Genomic DNA, 16,442 nt, shown 5'->3' with positions numbered 1-16,442 from the left:
TTCAATAGACCGTATTCCTTAACCAGGAAGCGGTCTATTTTAGTTATTAGTTTAAAAGAAACTTACTGTATAGTGTTAACACTATTTAGTAGAATATTTAAATAAGGATAGGGATCATGAGCCCTAATATATTATTGTTTTCAACTTTTTAAAGGAGAGAGTGCCCTAATGTACAGTTATAAAATGTTGGACAAAATAAGCATGGCAACACTTCACGAGGCGTTTGTGGATGCGTTCTCCGACTACCAGGTTAAAATGGATTTGCCTTTTTGGAAGTTTCAACAGATGCTTCAACGAAGGGGGTATCACCCCGAATTATCTATGGGAGCCTTTAAGGATGAGAGAATGGTCGGATTTGTTATCAATGGACTTCGAAGCTGGAATGGAAAGACAACTGCATATGACCTTGGTACAGGCGTTGTAAAAGATTGCAGGCGGCAAGGCATTACAAGCGATCTGCTCTTGAATATTCAAAAGCTGTTAAAAGAAAAAAATGTAGAGCAATATTTGCTGGAAGTCATCCAATCCAACGAATCTGCAGTTCAGCTGTACAGTAAACAAAACTTCAAAATTCAAAGGGAATTTTCATGTTTCCAGTTGCAAAAAGATCAATTCATACCGCAAACGACCTGCACGGTGGAATGTGTGGAGAGAATCAATTTGGAGCAGTTCAAGGAATTTTGGGATATGGAGCCCTCCTGGCAAAATTCAATAGATTCCATCTACGCTTTACCGGAGGCTTTTATCTATGTGGTAGCACGTCAGGATCACAGCATTGTTGGTTATGGCATTATAGATCAAAAAACAGGTGATATTCCCCAGCTTGCAGTGAACCAAAATTACCGGGGCAAAGGTATTGCAAGCAGCATCCTGACAGAGATGGTCCAACGCACAGAAGCTTCTAGAATCAGTGTCCTCAATGTGGAGTCTCATCTGAAACCGATGCAAGATTTCCTCCTGGTCAAATCAGGTTTTGCATATCATGTGGGCCAGTACGAAATGCTCTTGAAATTATAACGTGATCGCTGTTTCGGCGTAAGGTCAGATCGGGTTCAAACGAAAATATGTGATATGTTAGCGTCTGTCTTGTTGGGCCAGTTGAACGGGAGGTTGATTAAAGGCTTCCCGGAAATCCTGGATTGCAGTATCCAACCCATCCTGTACTCGTTATAATAATGTTGATATATGACATGGTTAGAGGAGACAAAGACATAACATGAGCCGAAAGACATACTGTAAGCGTATTCAGTTTCTGGATGATTGGAGTCTCAAAACCAAGTTGTACATATTGTTCATTTTTTGTGTGCTGGTCCCGGTCCTGGTCACAAATACCGTGTTTTACCAAAGCATCAAAGGTAACATTGAAGAGAAGGAGCATAGCCGATTCAATGAAATGCAGCAAAGGATCAAGTTCAACCTGCGGAACAGTATAGACAATAGCTTGTATGTGTCCAATTTTCTCTATACCGATGGAACGCTGAACCGGTTCATGGAGTTCAAGTATCGCGATCAGGAAGACTATTACTCTGCCTACTATGATATGCTTAGCAACAACAATCTGGTCAGGTACTATTACAGCTACCAGCAGGTGAATCAAATCACGTTTTATGTTGGCAATGATACCTTCGTCAATGGAGGAAACTTTATTAAGCTGGATGAAGAGGTGAAGAAAAGTGATTGGTATCAAGCGCTGATGAAAACGAGCGACCATATCATGATCTATTCGTATTTTGACAAACAACAGGCGGAGATGTCGCAAAGTCAGGGAGGACGCAAAGTAAGCATTATTCGTAAGCTGGATTACTTTGGGGAGCAGCAGGTTGAAAAGGTGTTAAAGGTTGATCTGGACTACGCTTTCATCAACAAATCGCTTAAAAATGAGGGAGCCAATGGGAAGGTGTATGTCGTTTCGGATGGCAGGGTCATTTTCTCGAACGATTCAAAAATGAATCAGACGCGCAAGCCGTTTAATCTGATTGCAAACAGTCCAATTGACCCTGTTCAATCGATGCAATCGATCCCCGTCGTATCCGAGGATTGGCAGATTGTCGTCAGCACGGAGAAATTGGACGTTCTGTCGGAGATTGTTAATTCCAAGCTTAATTTGACTTTACTAATCATTCTTAATCTGTTGGTGCCGACACTGCTAATCTGGTTGATATCCAGATCATTGGTCATCAGAGTTGATCGGATAGCGAAGCACCTGGATCAAGTGAAGCATGAGAAATTTGAGGTGATATCGGGACCTGTGGGCAAGGACGAGATCGGCAGCCTGACCCATAGTTATAACATGATGGTCATCAAGATCAAGAACCTGATTGAGATTGTGTTTAAGGGCCAGGTGGAGCGGCAAGCCCTTGAGCTATCCAAGAAACAGGCGGAGCTGAAAGCCCTTCAGAGTCAGGTGAATCCCCATTTCATGTTCAACACGCTTGAAACGATCCGTATGCGGAGTTTGATTAAGGACGAGCTTGAAACCTCCGATGTCATTCATAAACTGGCACTGCTGTTACGTCAGACGATCAATTGGGGCGATGATCTGATTACAATTGCAGAGGAAATCAATTTTGTGGAGAGTTATCTGAGTATCCAGCAGTATCGCTTTGGTGAAAAGTTGCAATTTGCAATCCGGATCACAGACGAATCCATTGCTGCCATGATGATACCCAAGCTAACCGTTCTCACCTTTGTGGAGAATGCTTGTATCCATGGCATTGAGGGGACGTCGAATGATGGGGTCGTGGAGGTATTATTCGAGATTCGAAGTGATGAACTGTACATTTCCATTCGAGATACCGGAGTCGGTATGGATCAGGACAAGCTGGCCTCGCTCCGCAAAATGATGCAAGACCCGAGTATGGATCGGATGAGCGAGCTTAGCAGCATTGGTATGATGAATGCATATATTCGGCTGCGGATGTATTTTGATGATTTCGTTCAGGTGCACATATTCAGTGAAAAGGGGAAGGGAACAACGATTGGCATTCGAATTCCTCTTATGCAGGCATCTCAAGAATAAGGAGCGAGGATATGATCAACGTGCTGATTGTGGACGATGAGCCATTTATTCGCCAAGGACTTCTATTGTTAATTGATTGGGAGTCTTACGGATTTCAGATTTGCGGTCAGGCTTCCAATGGCATGCAGGCATTGGAGTGTATACGCGCTATGCAGCCCGATCTGGTGATTTCCGACATTAAGATGCCGGAAATGGACGGAATGCAGCTTGCCAAAACTTTGTACGAGCAATATAACGGTGACATCAAGCTGATTCTTCTAAGTGGATTCTATGAGTTCGGATATGCCAAGCAGGCGATTAAATACCAGGTGGATGACTACATTCTCAAGCCTATTGTGAAGACCGAACTGGTTCAGGTGCTTGAGGAGTTCAGGAGCGCATTTAATGCGCGGACGGAAGAGAAGCGATATCAGCAAAAAAAAGATCGGATTATTATGGCTCAGCATATGCAGTCAATCTTGCTTGGGGTGGCTGAGGAGGATGCTGTTACGAGTCTGCAGTCCCACTATCAAGATGCCGGCATACTGCGTTGCATCCTGATTGAGGCGGAAGCCGGTCCAGAACAGGGAACGGATTGGTGCGCTCGGGTTGAGGCGTGGGTGGGCAAGCCCTTGCCGGGACAAATTTTGAAGCCCTTCACAGGTGATAAAAATGCGGTTCTGCTCATGGTTACGGACCTGATGGTGAACCGTGAGGCAGTGACCTTGGAGCAATATTTGACCCGATTACATGCCGATCTGATCCATGGTCAAGAGGCGGCTATTGCTTGTTATGTCGGGAAGGAAGTACATGAGTTGGAGGCGCTGCACGAGTCTTATCAATCTTGCGGCATAATGAAAAGCTTACGTTTCTTCACCACTTGCAGGCCCATTTATTACTTCGAACTTATGGATACGACCTTATTTGTTAATCGGCCGGGACAGTTCGAAAAACAATTGTTTGATGGGCTAGTCAAGTCTATTGAGGAACAGCAGACGGATGAGTTATACAGTCATGCAAAGGCGATTTTTCAATTTTTTCTGGATGAGCGAATCGAGCCTGGTATTGTCCGCATCCACTTGCATTATCTGGCATACACTTTGCTGGATCTCGTGAACAACGATACGGTTACTCCAGATTCCGGGTTGATGGAATCGACTTTTCTGAAGGTGAACTACGCGATGTTATCGATGGAGGAAAACATTGAACATTTATGCGAATTCTCGCTCATGTGCGCAGAGAAACTGAAGGAGCAGCAAAAGTCGAATGCGATGGGCGTATTAGCCAAAATTGAGGCCTTCATTCACGAGCATTACAGAGAAAATATCAGTCTGAAATTGCTCGGGGAGCAGTTTTACATGAATAGTGCGTATCTGGGTCAGATTTTCAAAAAGCATTTCTCGATCAGCTTCAGTGATTATTTGAATCAATTGCGTATTGAGGAAGCCGCCCGGCTGTTGCGCAGAACAGATCAAAGAGTATACGAAATCGCAACAATGGTGGGATATCGGGATTCCGATTACTTTATTAGCCGGTTCGAGAAACTCATGGGGGAGACTCCTGCACAATATCGTAAAAGTGCCCATGCTGCGTACTCTCTTGATTAACATCCTGCACTCCTTGACGGAGCGGCGGGATATTTTTTTTCGCAGATGCTGGAATTAGTGGGATTCCATCTATAGTTTATCCCGTTGAGAGGGGCATGGAAGCATGATAATTTTAAGTCAGCCTTTGGAAAGCGCTTTCCAAAAAGCTTCTGTCAATATAATCGATGGAGGGGTCATGATGAAAAAGGATGTTAGAAAAAGAATCAAGTATAGTGCTCTGTTAGCTTTAATACTGGTCATCGCACTCACTGGATGTACAACGGGATCATCCTCGAAAGGGGAAAAGACAGCAGATGGAAGGGAATTGAAACAATTTTCCGCATTTTTTGCCGTACCGGGAAAAATTGCGCCTGACGATAATCGGGTGTTAAAGGCCATTGAGGAGAAAACAGGCGTCAGAGTCACGATGGACTGGCTTACGGGCCAAACAGCCAAAGAGCGGATTGGCGTACTCATTGCAGGCGGCGAATATCCCGATTTTATCGATGGGAGTGATGGTACTCAGCAACTGGTAGCAGCAGGGGCGTTAGTACCACTTGAGGATTACATCGATAAATATCCAAACATCAAAAATTACCTGGGCGAAGACTGGAAGAAGATGAAAAATACGACGGATGGACATATCTACTTCATTCCTCAATTCGGAAATATACAAGAAAAGTCGATGAAAGTATCCCATGACGGAGAAGCATTCTGGATTCAGAAGGCCGTACTGGAGTGGGATAATTATCCGACAATTAAAACGCTTGACCAATACTTCGACTTGATTGAACGGTATAAAGCAGCTCACCCGACCGTTGATGGTCAGCCAACAATTGGATTTGAAATTATCTCCTATGACTGGCGTTATTTCGCACTGGAGAACCCTCCGCTCTTCATGGCTGGTTATCCGAACGAAGGCGCAGCCATCGTTGATAAAGAAACGCTGACGGCCAAAAACTATAATACCATTCCGGAAGCAAAGGCATATTTCAAGAAAATTAATGAGGTATATCATCAAGGCCTGGTCGATAACGAAACCTTCACAGCAAACTATGATCAATATATCTCCAAAATTTCAACCGGACGTGTGCTGGGCATGGTGGATCAAGGATGGCAGTTCCTTGACGCCGAGGCATCACTCGTGAAGCAAAAATTGTATGACAAAACCTATGTACCGTTGTCCATTACACTCTCCGAGGATGTTAAAGGGCGCTATCAGAACAATCCAATCCTTAATGTGAATGGTGGCTTGGCTATTACAAAGAGCTGCGAGGATATCGAGGGAGCACTTCAATATATTAATGATCTGTTGGACCCTGAGATGGAAGTATTGAGAACCTGGGGACAGGAAGGCGTGGATTATCAAGTCGATGACAAAGGCGTGTTCTCCAGAAATGAGGAGCAACGTGCGAATTCCAAAGATCCGGACTGGGTACTGGCGAACACGGGAAGCCCATTGGTCTATTTCCCGCATCATGAGGGCATGACCGCTGACGGGAAGAATGCCCTTGACCCTAAGGAGCAGCCGGAGGAGTACCTTGCCACATTGAATGACATCGACAAAAAAGTGTTGAAGGCCTACGGATTCACGAAATTTACCGACTTCCTTGAGCCTGCGGAGGAAAATGAACCGTGGTTCCCAATCTATACCTATAATTTTGAACCAAATAAACCGGAGACCATCGCCAGACAGAAAATGGACGATGTAAAACGCAAATGGTTGCCAAAAGTGATTATGACTTCACCATCCGAATTTGATAAGGCTTGGGAAGAATATCAAGCCACGCTTAAGGAAAGTGCAGATATTAAAGCGTATGAAGATGCGCTGACGGAAGAAGTCCGCAGACGCATGGAACTGTGGGGATAAAGGCCTGTCACACAGAAAGGCTATGGGGAACCCCGTAGCCTTTCTTACACGCTAGATTGGGAGATTGGATAGGAATGGAATCGATTCACCCAGACTGGGTGATATAGATAAACTCGTAAGCAAGGAGAGAAAAAACATGGCCAAAAAGGAGTTGCAGCCTTCGTTAAAAACCAGCCATATCCCAGCGGGAACAAGCTGGATCGGGTATAACCTTTCCAGAATGAAAAGTCAGCGACAATTAATGTGGATGTCATTTCCGTTTATTGCGTTTATCGCTATTTTTGCGTATGGACCATTATGGGGCTGGTTGATGGCGTTTCAGAATTATAGACCGGGCATTGGTTTTATGGAGCAGGATTGGGTGGGAGTGGAACATTTCCGAACGTTATTCACGGACCCTACCTTTTTACGTGTTATTCGCAATACGCTGGCGATGAGCCTGATCAGTCTGTTTCTGGGATTTGTCGGCTCAATTGGTCTGGCGCTCTTATTGAATGAACTGCGAATGGTATTGTTCAAACGCGTGGTACAGACGGTTTCCTATCTGCCACATTTCCTGTCGTGGATCATCGTAACAGGTATCGTTGCGAATGTATTGTCAACCGAAACAGGAATAGTGAATGTGCTGTTGACGAAATTGGGCCTGATTGATGCACCGATCAATTTTTTTGCCGAACCCAAATACTTCTGGGGGATTGTAGGTCTGTCCAGCATGTGGAAGGAAATTGGCTGGGGCACGATTATTTATCTGGCGGCCATGGCGTCGATTAATCCGAGCCTGTACGAGGCAGCTTCCATCGACGGAGCCGGACGGTTTCGTAAAATGTTCAATGTCACGCTTCCAAGCATCAAACCAACGATTATTATCCTGCTCATCATCAACGTTGGTAACGTACTGAACGCAGGTTTTGAGATTCAATACTTGTTGGGGAACGGACTTGTGCAGGATGTATCCGAGACGATCGACATTTTTGTTTTGAAATACGGGATTAATCTCGGCAACTACTCACTTGCCACCGCAGCAGGCATTTTCAAAAGTGTGGTCAGTCTGGTGCTCATATTTATCGCCAACGGGATTGCCAAGTCTCTTGGTGAAGAGCGATTGATATGATAAGGGGGCAGAGCTGTGAAGAGATTTAGTAGAAAACGAAGCTTGGGAGACTCTATTTTTTCCATCACCAATGGCATATTTATGTTGCTTGTCATGGTTGTTACGTTATATCCTTTTTTAAACACCATTGCCGTATCTTTCAATAACGGGCTGGATACGATTCGCGGGGGGATCTATCTCTGGCCGAGGGAATGGACGCTGCAAAATTACGTCTCCGTATTCCAGAATCCGAATCTGACGCAAGCCGCATTTGTTTCGGTTGCCAGAACCGTGGTGGGAACGGTTGTACAGCTGTTCTGTACAGCCATGCTGGCCTATGTACTGAGCCGCAAAGAGTACATGTTTAACAAATTGGTCACGACGCTGTTTGTCATGACGATGTATTTCAGCGGGGGCTTAATTCCGGGATACATGCTGATCAAACAAGTGGGGCTGCTGAACAGCTTCTGGGTATACATTATTCCCGGCTTGATCGGGGTGTTCAACATGATCGTCATTCGTACCTACATTCAGGGACTGTCGGAGGGATTAATTGAATCCGCGAAGATGGATGGAGCCGGAGATTTTAGGATTTTCATGCGTATCGTGCTTCCGCTATCCAAGCCGGTTCTGGCTACGGTTGCACTGTTTATTGCTGTAGGTCAGTGGAACTCCTGGTTTGACTCCATGTTGTACACGGCGGGAAATCGGAATTTGACCACCTTGCAGTATGAGCTGATGAAATTGTTATCCTCTGCGACCTCACAGGGGGGAACCGTCAACGTGGATTCATTCAAAAATGTAACCAACATGGTGACGCCTGTGTCCATTCGGGCAGCCATCACGGTTGTGACGGCAATGCCGATCGTTTTACTGTATCCGTTCTTGCAAAAATACTTTGTGACTGGACTAACCATTGGAGGGGTAAAAGAATGAAAAATGCAAATCAAGTCGAACAATGCACGTTTGATAATCCGATTATGCCCGGGTTTTATCCAGATCCATCCGTCTGCCGGGTGGGTGAAGATTTTTATCTGGTGACATCCACATTTGCCTATTTTCCTGGCGTTCCGATCTTTCAGAGCCGTGATCTAGTGAATTGGAAACAGATTGGCAATGTGCTGGACCGCCCTTCGCAATTAAATCTTCAGGGAGCAGGCCATTCACAAGGGATATTCGCTCCAACGCTTCGGTATCATGAAGGCACCTTCTATATGATTACAACCAATGTATCACATGGCGGCAATTTTATTGTAACCGCTACCGACCCGGCTGGGCCATGGTCTGATCCTTATTTTATTGAAGGCGCAGAAGGCATAGATCCTACGATTTTTTTCGATGACGGCAAAGCGTATTACCTAGGTACACGTCCTTGCTCTGAGGGAGTTCGTTATAATGGCAATTGGGAAGTTTGGCTGAGAGAGCTTGATCTGGGCAGTATGAAGCTGGTGGGAGACAGTTACGTTCTGTGGCGCGGGGCGATGGTGGATGTTATCTGGCCGGAAGGTCCGCATCTGTATAAGATCGATGAATATTACTATTTATTGATTGCAGAGGGAGGCACAGGGCCAAACCATGCGGTGACCATTGCTCGTAGCAAAAGTTTGACCGAAGGATACGTCGGGAATCCGAATAATCCAATCATTACACATCGCCATTTGGGTAAGCGTTACCCTGTTGTTAATGTAGGACATGCCGACTTGGTGCAGGCTGCGAACGGTCAATGGTTCATGGTCATGCTTGCTTCGCGTCCATATGGAGGGAGCTATAGCAACCTGGGGCGGGAGACGTTCCTTGCTTCTGTTGTTTGGGAGGACGGATGGCCTGTTGTCAATGAGGGCCGCGGCATCCTGGAGGAGCAGGGCACGTTGGATTTGAAGCCTGTTCCGGTGGAGCCACAACTGCGTTTTGACCATTTTGACAGCGATCGTCTGGGTTTACAATGGATGTTCCTGCGCAATCCTCAGGAGGATCTCTATTCATTAACCGAACGAAAAGGATACTTGCGACTGAAGCTGAAACCGCAAACATTGAAGGAAAAAGAAAATTCCAGCTTTGTTTGTCTGCGTCAAAGGCATATGGATTATGTCGCAGCTACAGCGATGGAATTTGTGCCCGGAAATGCAAACGAAACGGCTGGTCTTGTCGTCATTCAGAACGATCAGTATCACGTACGGATTGAGCGTGCTCTGGTCGAGAATCAGCAGGTGCTGCGTGTGGTGACCGTTATAGATGGTCAGGATAGCCACATTGCGCAAATCGCGCTGGATGATGAAGTATCGCGAGTGTATATCAAACTGGCTGCGACAGGTCAGCAACTCAACTTCTATTACAGCACGGATGGAAGTCGGTATCATCTGGTGGCGGAACAGGTGGATACAAGCAGCCTGAGCACCGAAGTAGCCGGTGGCTTTGTTGGCTGTTGTATCGGAATGTTCAGCAGCAGCAACGGTACTTCTTCCGATCAGGTAGCAGACTTTGACTGGTTTGAATATGGTTCATATAAATAATATTTAGATGACAGAATAACAGCAAGAAAGCTCAATCCGGTGGCGGTAGTCCAGGGATTGAGCTTTTTTTCGTTCTTTTTGCGAAAGGGCTATGGGGAGGCATTTACAGTCTATTGTTCAGCTTCATGTGCTGAGCTTTTTATGATGTTAACTATTTTACGCTGCGCATCCCTGGCTTCCGGAATCGGATAGAGGACAAAGACATGGTTCATTTTGGGGTAAACGTACGTTTGATGATCGATTCTTTGATCCGTCAGAAGTCTGTCGAGCTTCATATTATCAGGAAACAAACCCTCGTGGGTTCCGATAAAGATGCTAATTTTGCCCAGACCGGCGAAATCTCCGTAGATTGGACTGATTAACGGATCGTTCAACGGTTTGTCAGCTGCCCAGATCCGCCGGATGACATCATACCCTTCCACAGCGAGCATAGTGTCGCGGGTCTCGTAATCGAATATGACCGGATTGTCCAGCACCATATCCACACAAGGTGATAACAAGATGATATCTTTGGGCTGCGGGAGATCATGCATCTTCAGATAATGGGCCAAGGCCAGGGATATGTTCCCGCCTGCGGAATCCCCCATAATGGTGAGTTGTGCCGGGTCGTCCACGGAGGCAAGCAGATCCCGGTATAGATTAAGCAGTTTCGGATATGTGTGCTGATAGTTAAAATGCGGAACCTTTGGATAGATGGGAGCAACAACTTTGGCATTCAGGGCCTGAGCCATATGGTCCATGAATTTCCAATGTAAAGACAGCGGCTGGTGTGTATGCGCCCCGCCATGAATGTAGAGAATGACCTTCTGTTCACGGGAATGCTGATCGTTTAAGGTAAACACCTGCATGTCTTCATGGGAGCGATCTTTAATGGAAGATGACAGTTTTGTTTTACCCAAGGTATAAGGTTTAATGTTTTCCAAGCCCATATGATCCAGGTGTTTGCGGGTAAGCTCGCGTGTTGAAAAAGTTTTCTTGGTATCTAACGTTCCGATATATTTCTCGAATAGAAAGCTCGTTAACGAGCGTTTGTGATTATGGATATACATGTTCATTAAGGAATCACCCTTCCTGATGGAGTTCAGATATACGATCTGTGGAGACTATAAGTAAAGTATAAAGGTTGAAGTGTACTTCAAGGTCAATCTTAACTTTTATATTAAAAAACCGTTTACGGTTAGAGTAAAGCATGGTACCCGTTCTATGTTATGATATTTGCATCTTCAAAAGTTCGATTGAAGGGGCATAGCGTATGAATCAGAGCATACAACAGTTTAAAGCGGATTTTTTCAAAGCGTTGGCACACCCGATGCGAATTCAGATTCTGGAGCTGCTGAGTGAAGGAGCCAAAAACGTGAATGAACTGCAAAGCATTCTGGGATCGGAAGGCTCTGCCGTTTCACAGCAACTGGCTGTATTGCGCAGCAAAAACGTTGTCCACGGAATCAAAGAAGGGACAACCGTCACCTATTCGCTGCGTGATCCGCTGATTAAGGACCTGTTGGCAGTCACCAAACAGATTTTTGACAATCATCTGGTTGATGCCATTTCCATGCTGGAAGATATTCGTAAAGAGTCCTGACACAATAAACAAGAGCAACTGGGTGTAATCACCGGAGGTTCTTGTTTTTTTGTGTTAAGTTCCTGCTGGGATTGTGCGTAATCCGATTGACAGGACGTATGCAGGGGAGTAATCTTTTAAATATATTCAAATATTCAAATATATGAAGAAAAGAAGGTTTTTGTGCATGAAATGGATGGGGAGATATGCAGGGTACAATGCTGCCGCTTTTCGCAAAGATCTGTTATCAGGACTGATTGTGGGTATCATTGCGATTCCACTCGGTATGGCGTTTGCCATCGCTTCCGGGGTCAAACCGGAGTATGGATTGTATACCACAGTAATCGCCGGGATTCTCATTTCCTTGCTGGGTGGGTCCAAGTTCCAGATTGGCGGGCCAACGGGGGCATTCATTCCGATCCTCTTTGCCATTGTGATGCAGTATGGATATGAGAATCTGCTGATCGCCGGAATGATGGCCGGTTTGATGCTTGTACTTATGGGCGTATTCAAGCTTGGGGCATTAATTAAGTTTATTCCAAAGCCGGTGACTATCGGTTTTACGGCAGGGATTGCCGTCATTATTTTTAGCGGACAAATAACGAACTTTCTGGGACTTCGAGGCATCGAGAAACACGAGGATTTCTGGTCCAATATGAAAGAAATCGGGATGCATATCTCGACGATTAATATATACAGTGTGCTTACAGCTGGAATCTGTCTGGCTGTTCTTCTGCTTGTGCCCAGGTTTGCACCAAAGGTGCCTGCATCACTGGTAGGGCTGGTTCTTTCGACGGTAGTCGCGGCGTTCTTTTTTGAAGGGCAGGTGGCTACAATTGGTTCGTCCTTTGGCGCTATACCTAACACCTTGCCTCAGTTTCATGTGCCTGAGATCACTTGGGAGCGTATCGTGAACTTGCTGCAACCCGCTTTTGTCATCGCCATGCTGGGTGGAATTGAATCGCTGCTATCCGCAGTTGTTGCCGATGGCATGACCGGAAGTCGGCATAACAGCAATCGAGAGTTGATTGGGCAGGGGATTGCTAATATGGTGACGCCGTTATTTGGTGGTATTCCTGCAACAGGAGCGATTGCACGTACAGCAACAAATATCAAATCCGGCGCAGTATCGCCATGGTCTGGCGTGATTCACGGTGTGGTGGTTTTGCTGGTACTTGTTCTCTTTGCGCCATATGCATCCCACATTCCTCTTGCCAGTATGGCTCCCGTTCTCATGCTGGTTGCCTGGAATATGAGTGAACGGAGATCCTTCATACATGTCATGAAAACCCAAACGAGTGATTCACTCGTGCTGCTGATTACCTTTTTGCTGACCATATTTACAAGTTTAACAACGGCTGTAGAGGTGGGGTTGATTCTGGCGGTCCTTTTATTTGTTAAACGGATGAGTGAGATGTTGAAGGTTACCAAAGTACTGCCTGATCCCGATCATAAACATGAGAAAGTCATGGCCCACATGGTTCGGGAAGGACATGACTGTCCGCAAATAAGCCTCTATACAATTGAAGGGCCACTTTTTTTCGGCGCAGCGGATATGTTCGAGAAGTCGGTCATGGATTCGATTCATCGTCGACCAGGTACTCTGCTGTTGCGCATGGGCAAGGTGCCTTTTATGGATACGACAGGTGAATCCAATCTGGCCCGTGTTGTCAAACATATAGAGAGATCCGGGGGCAGGGTTTTACTTTCAGGCACTCAGGCGCAACCTCTGGAGATGCTGAAGAGAACAGGATTGATTGAACGGATTGGTTCGGATCATATGTTTGAGCACACGGGTGAAGCCATCAATTATGCATTAGTACATCTGGATGTTCAGAAATGCAGGGGGTGCAAACATTTTGCCTTTCGTGAATGTGCTGCATTGTCGAGCGCTGGCATCGACCCAGCGTGTAATAGCCTGTTGAAACCTGGAAAGCGAGTCAATGTAAATAGCCCTATCTAACCTGCTGATGAGAGATGGAACTATAGGAGTCCAAAAAGTATTACTCATTAAAATATATATTCTGGAAAATAAACGAAAAATATACTATGTTATAGGTTGATAGGTGAAGGATTACATCGTCCATCAGATGAGAAATAATCATATTAAACCGAAGGAGCAACCATATGTCTATTCAACCGACTGCTTTACGTTCAGTGCTTAACCCCAGGTACCTGGAATCTGCATTGAGGAATCACTATGACATTGGAACATGGGAAGAATGTTTGTTTTGGCTCAGAGGATTGAATGATACCTACCGGGTTCGCACGTCCAGTGGCATGTACATTCTTCGTATCTACCGCACTGAAATTACGGAGGCAGATGTTCAGTATGAGCTTTCGTTATTGTCTCAATTGAAGAACGTTCTAGGTTCTGCGGAACATACCGACATTGGAGAATACATCGAGAAGAAAGATCATACGGGATATACGGTGTTGGAGGCTGCGGAAGGCAAGCGGGTTGCTGTAATGTTTCGGTATATTGAAGGTACGGAGAACAACCTGGAGGATGAGGAGTCTTGTTACGCCTTTGGCCAATCTGCCGCTGAATTGCATGAGGCTATGGATCAGGTGAACATGGAGCTGCCACGATATGAGCTGGATCTGAAGTTACTTATTGACGAACCTCTTGAGCGAATTATTCACTTTATCGGTGAGAACAATGAAGCAGCAGCATTTCTCCATACGTTTGCCACAACATTAAAAGAACGCATCGTTGCCACTTCCAGACAAGACCTGGACTTTGGTCTGTGCCATGGCGATATGCATGGGAATAACAATGTGTTTCAACAGGAACATCAGTTCATCCATTATGACTTCGAGTGGGCAGCCAAAGGCTGGCGTGCTTACGATTTAGCTCAAGTGAAAGTTCGAAAAAGGCAGTCTGATGAGCGAAAAGCAGTATTATGGGATGCGCTAATGGCAGGATATCGTTCAGTCAGAAGCTTCTCTGCCGAAGATGAGCAGGCGGTTGATCTATTTATTGTTGCTCGCCGATTCTGGGTGATGGGATTAGATGTTGCTTTTATTGAGAGTGATATGGGTGCGCTGGACTATGGTTCGGATTGGCTGGATAGTTTCGTGGAAGAGTTCCGGGATACGGGGATTATATCCTAGCAAATGATGAATATTATTTTAGGTGTAGGTTTGAATGTTTTAAGACCCTTCCGAGTCAACTTGAACTCGGGAGGGTCTTTTTCATCTTATATTGAAGGTAACAGGGTCACTTATTAGTTCGATGATGCTGAAGAAGCGGCAGCAGCCGATGCTGTGGCAGCTGCGGCCATGGCGGCCTGCTGGGCAATAATAATGTTTGTGATACTGGTTGAAATTGCTGTCGTAAGCACACCGTTGCGCAGATTCTCCACATGTTGAATGGCTACCAGAGCAGACGAGAACAGGAGCAACTCCTGTTTGTCGATTGACCAGGCACCGAAGCCTTTTTGAGTCCGTAACCAGTCATTTGTTTCCGCGACTTCATCCACTAAAGAGTCTCTGTCCGAGGGCAACAGGGAGAGTATCCCGAGAGATGGTAACGTATACGTTTTGTCCATTCGAAGATCCCTTTTACGAAAAGCTTCATTTAAGGCAATCACACGAGCACCTGCATCCGGGATATCCTCTCCAAGAACCAGGACCTGTGTTAATGCCTGCACACTGTTTCTGGAAGAGAACTCCGGTTTTAATTCGCCATAAAGTTGTTCCATGCGTGCCACACCGGTATCTACTTCGAGATCGGAAAGGGCTAACATGGCAGCGAAAATGTAGTCATCCTGTCCAGTGAGGAAACGATGCTCTGCTTTCATGCCGTCATAAAATAATTTGGCCCGCTCCACCGTAGGTTGAAACAGGTCAGGTGATGTCTGAGTAGCGATCTGATAGGCAGCAATAACCAGATAATCAGAGTTGCGGAATTTGATCTCTTTCATCAAGTCATAGACATGCAAGGTGTCTGCCAGTCTCGTCTCTTCATCCGTTGTAAGGGAGAGCATGGCAGCAATGCTAACGGCCGAATTACCTCTAAAAGCAGAGAAGAGTTTTGTGTTTTGCTTAATCAACTCATGGCTTTGACGAATGGCTTCCCCATCCGCTGTTTTATTCTCCGCTGCATAGAGCAGGGCAGCCAGACGGTGCATCATCGCATGTTGCCATTTGAACGATTTCTTGATGATCTGGGTGTTGGAAACAAATAATTCAACTCGTTCTGCATGATGCTGCTGCATAGGCACACCTCCATATTCACTGTTATTCTACAATACCGTTCCAGCTTCCTTCATTCCGTCGGTGTAAACAGATTAGATGATTAGGAATATCAAATGAATTAAAGCGATTATTCCCATAGGGTAGATCAATGATCTGGAGAACCCGTTTTTAAATTCATTTCGAGGATGTTTTTCGAAAAAGAAGTGTAATACGGTATGTATGATGAAAAAAATATCCAGCACCCAAAATGTAATGGTCTGATATGAGCTAAAAAGAAGAGAGAGAATGATGGTATACATTGGCAGGTGAATCCAAGTGAAATACCTATAGGCCTTATCATCTTCCATATCTTTTAACACCATGAACAATTTCCACTCGGACCGCCGGATGGCATCCATTTCGTGAAGCAGAAAGAGAGACAGGTTAAACAAAAATAAAACCAGTAAAAAGTCAGGCATGTAAAGTCTCCCATTTTTCAATGTAATATGATCAAGATAATAATACGAAATAGCCCTTTGATGGTTTCAGGCATACCTATTGTCAGAGAAAATTTCGGGAGAGAATTAATGAATGCTTGATCGTAGTTTTAGAGGCTGTTTCAAAAAAATAAATATTTTCATTGTT

13 protein-coding genes are annotated in these 16,442 nt (G+C 45.3%); 10 read left to right on the top strand and 3 right to left on the bottom strand.

Annotation, left to right across the window (positions count from 1 at the left end; genetic code table 11):
- Positions 1-168: 168 nt before the first annotated feature.
- The 7 genes from ACE04G_RS11420 to ACE04G_RS11390 all read left to right on the top strand — a co-directional run bounded on the left by ACE04G_RS11420 (position 169) and on the right by ACE04G_RS11390 (position 10,054).
- The gene (locus ACE04G_RS11420) at positions 169-1,017 is read left to right on the top strand and encodes a GNAT family N-acetyltransferase (protein WP_449003595.1); all 849 of its coding nucleotides are present in this window, start codon (positions 169-171) and stop codon (positions 1,015-1,017) included.
- Positions 1,018-1,216: 199 nt separating this feature from the next.
- Positions 1,217-3,019, top strand: a complete 1,803-nt coding sequence (locus tag ACE04G_RS11415) for a cache domain-containing sensor histidine kinase (RefSeq protein WP_449003594.1) — start codon at positions 1,217-1,219, stop codon at positions 3,017-3,019.
- Positions 3,020-3,030: 11 nt separating this feature from the next.
- Positions 3,031-4,605 (top strand): response regulator, encoded by a 1,575-nt coding sequence (locus ACE04G_RS11410; RefSeq protein ID WP_221818758.1) that lies wholly within the window; start codon positions 3,031-3,033, stop codon positions 4,603-4,605.
- Positions 4,606-4,780: 175 nt separating this feature from the next.
- On the top strand, positions 4,781-6,454 hold the full coding sequence (locus tag ACE04G_RS11405; protein WP_260632549.1) for an extracellular solute-binding protein: 1,674 nt from the start codon (positions 4,781-4,783) through the stop codon (positions 6,452-6,454).
- Positions 6,455-6,590: 136 nt separating this feature from the next.
- The gene (locus ACE04G_RS11400) at positions 6,591-7,565 is read left to right on the top strand and encodes an ABC transporter permease (RefSeq protein ID WP_221818759.1); all 975 of its coding nucleotides are present in this window, start codon (positions 6,591-6,593) and stop codon (positions 7,563-7,565) included.
- Positions 7,566-7,580: 15 nt separating this feature from the next.
- Entirely contained in the window at positions 7,581-8,480 is a 900-nt protein-coding gene (locus ACE04G_RS11395) for a carbohydrate ABC transporter permease (protein ID WP_017690606.1), read from the top strand.
- Positions 8,477-10,054, top strand: a complete 1,578-nt coding sequence (locus tag ACE04G_RS11390; protein ID WP_339181992.1) for a glycoside hydrolase family 43 protein — start codon at positions 8,477-8,479, stop codon at positions 10,052-10,054. Before ACE04G_RS11395 ends, ACE04G_RS11390 begins: the two co-directional genes overlap by 4 nt.
- Positions 10,055-10,164: 110 nt before the next feature.
- On the opposite strand, the gene ACE04G_RS11385 is transcribed toward ACE04G_RS11390, so the two are convergent.
- A complete protein-coding gene (locus ACE04G_RS11385) occupies positions 10,165-11,109 on the bottom strand; it encodes an alpha/beta hydrolase (protein ID WP_449003593.1) in 945 nt (314 codons plus the stop codon).
- A gap of 197 nt (positions 11,110-11,306) precedes the next feature.
- Between ACE04G_RS11385 and ACE04G_RS11380 the strand changes: the two genes are divergently transcribed.
- From ACE04G_RS11380 to ACE04G_RS11370, 3 genes are all read left to right on the top strand, one after another.
- Entirely contained in the window at positions 11,307-11,636 is a 330-nt protein-coding gene (locus tag ACE04G_RS11380; RefSeq protein ID WP_017690603.1) for an ArsR/SmtB family transcription factor, read from the top strand.
- 166 nt (positions 11,637-11,802) lie between these two features.
- On the top strand, positions 11,803-13,578 hold the full coding sequence (locus ACE04G_RS11375; RefSeq protein ID WP_449003592.1) for a SulP family inorganic anion transporter: 1,776 nt from the start codon (positions 11,803-11,805) through the stop codon (positions 13,576-13,578).
- Between the two features lie 164 nt (positions 13,579-13,742).
- A complete protein-coding gene (locus ACE04G_RS11370; protein WP_449003591.1) occupies positions 13,743-14,732 on the top strand; it encodes a phosphotransferase in 990 nt (329 codons plus the stop codon).
- 113 nt (positions 14,733-14,845) lie between these two features.
- Here the strand turns inward: ACE04G_RS11370 and ACE04G_RS11365 are convergent, their stop codons facing one another.
- Positions 14,846-15,838 (bottom strand): DUF4003 family protein, encoded by a 993-nt coding sequence (locus tag ACE04G_RS11365; RefSeq protein WP_449003590.1) that lies wholly within the window; start codon positions 15,836-15,838, stop codon positions 14,846-14,848.
- Between the two features lie 72 nt (positions 15,839-15,910).
- Positions 15,911-16,276 (bottom strand): DUF6713 family protein, encoded by a 366-nt coding sequence (locus tag ACE04G_RS11360; protein WP_017690584.1) that lies wholly within the window; start codon positions 16,274-16,276, stop codon positions 15,911-15,913.
- Positions 16,277-16,442: the final 166 nt, after the last annotated feature.

Source organism: Paenibacillus sp. AGC31, from assembly GCF_057334655.1.
This window is presented reverse-complemented; position numbering and strand designations above follow the sequence as displayed.

Coding starts and splice junctions, on each gene's coding strand:
- ACE04G_RS11420 (WP_449003595.1), top strand. CDS start 169: ATGTACAGTTATAAAATGTTGGACAAAATAAGCATGGCAACACTTCAC.
- ACE04G_RS11415 (WP_449003594.1), top strand. CDS start 1,217: ATGAGCCGAAAGACATACTGTAAGCGTATTCAGTTTCTGGATGATTGG.
- ACE04G_RS11410 (WP_221818758.1), top strand. CDS start 3,031: ATGATCAACGTGCTGATTGTGGACGATGAGCCATTTATTCGCCAAGGA.
- ACE04G_RS11405 (WP_260632549.1), top strand. CDS start 4,781: ATGATGAAAAAGGATGTTAGAAAAAGAATCAAGTATAGTGCTCTGTTA.
- ACE04G_RS11400 (WP_221818759.1), top strand. CDS start 6,591: ATGGCCAAAAAGGAGTTGCAGCCTTCGTTAAAAACCAGCCATATCCCA.
- ACE04G_RS11390 (WP_339181992.1), top strand. CDS start 8,477: ATGAAAAATGCAAATCAAGTCGAACAATGCACGTTTGATAATCCGATT.
- ACE04G_RS11385 (WP_449003593.1), bottom strand. CDS start 11,109: ATGAACATGTATATCCATAATCACAAACGCTCGTTAACGAGCTTTCTA.
- ACE04G_RS11380 (WP_017690603.1), top strand. CDS start 11,307: ATGAATCAGAGCATACAACAGTTTAAAGCGGATTTTTTCAAAGCGTTG.
- ACE04G_RS11375 (WP_449003592.1), top strand. CDS start 11,803: ATGAAATGGATGGGGAGATATGCAGGGTACAATGCTGCCGCTTTTCGC.
- ACE04G_RS11370 (WP_449003591.1), top strand. CDS start 13,743: ATGTCTATTCAACCGACTGCTTTACGTTCAGTGCTTAACCCCAGGTAC.
- ACE04G_RS11365 (WP_449003590.1), bottom strand. CDS start 15,838: ATGCAGCAGCATCATGCAGAACGAGTTGAATTATTTGTTTCCAACACC.
- ACE04G_RS11360 (WP_017690584.1), bottom strand. CDS start 16,276: ATGCCTGACTTTTTACTGGTTTTATTTTTGTTTAACCTGTCTCTCTTT.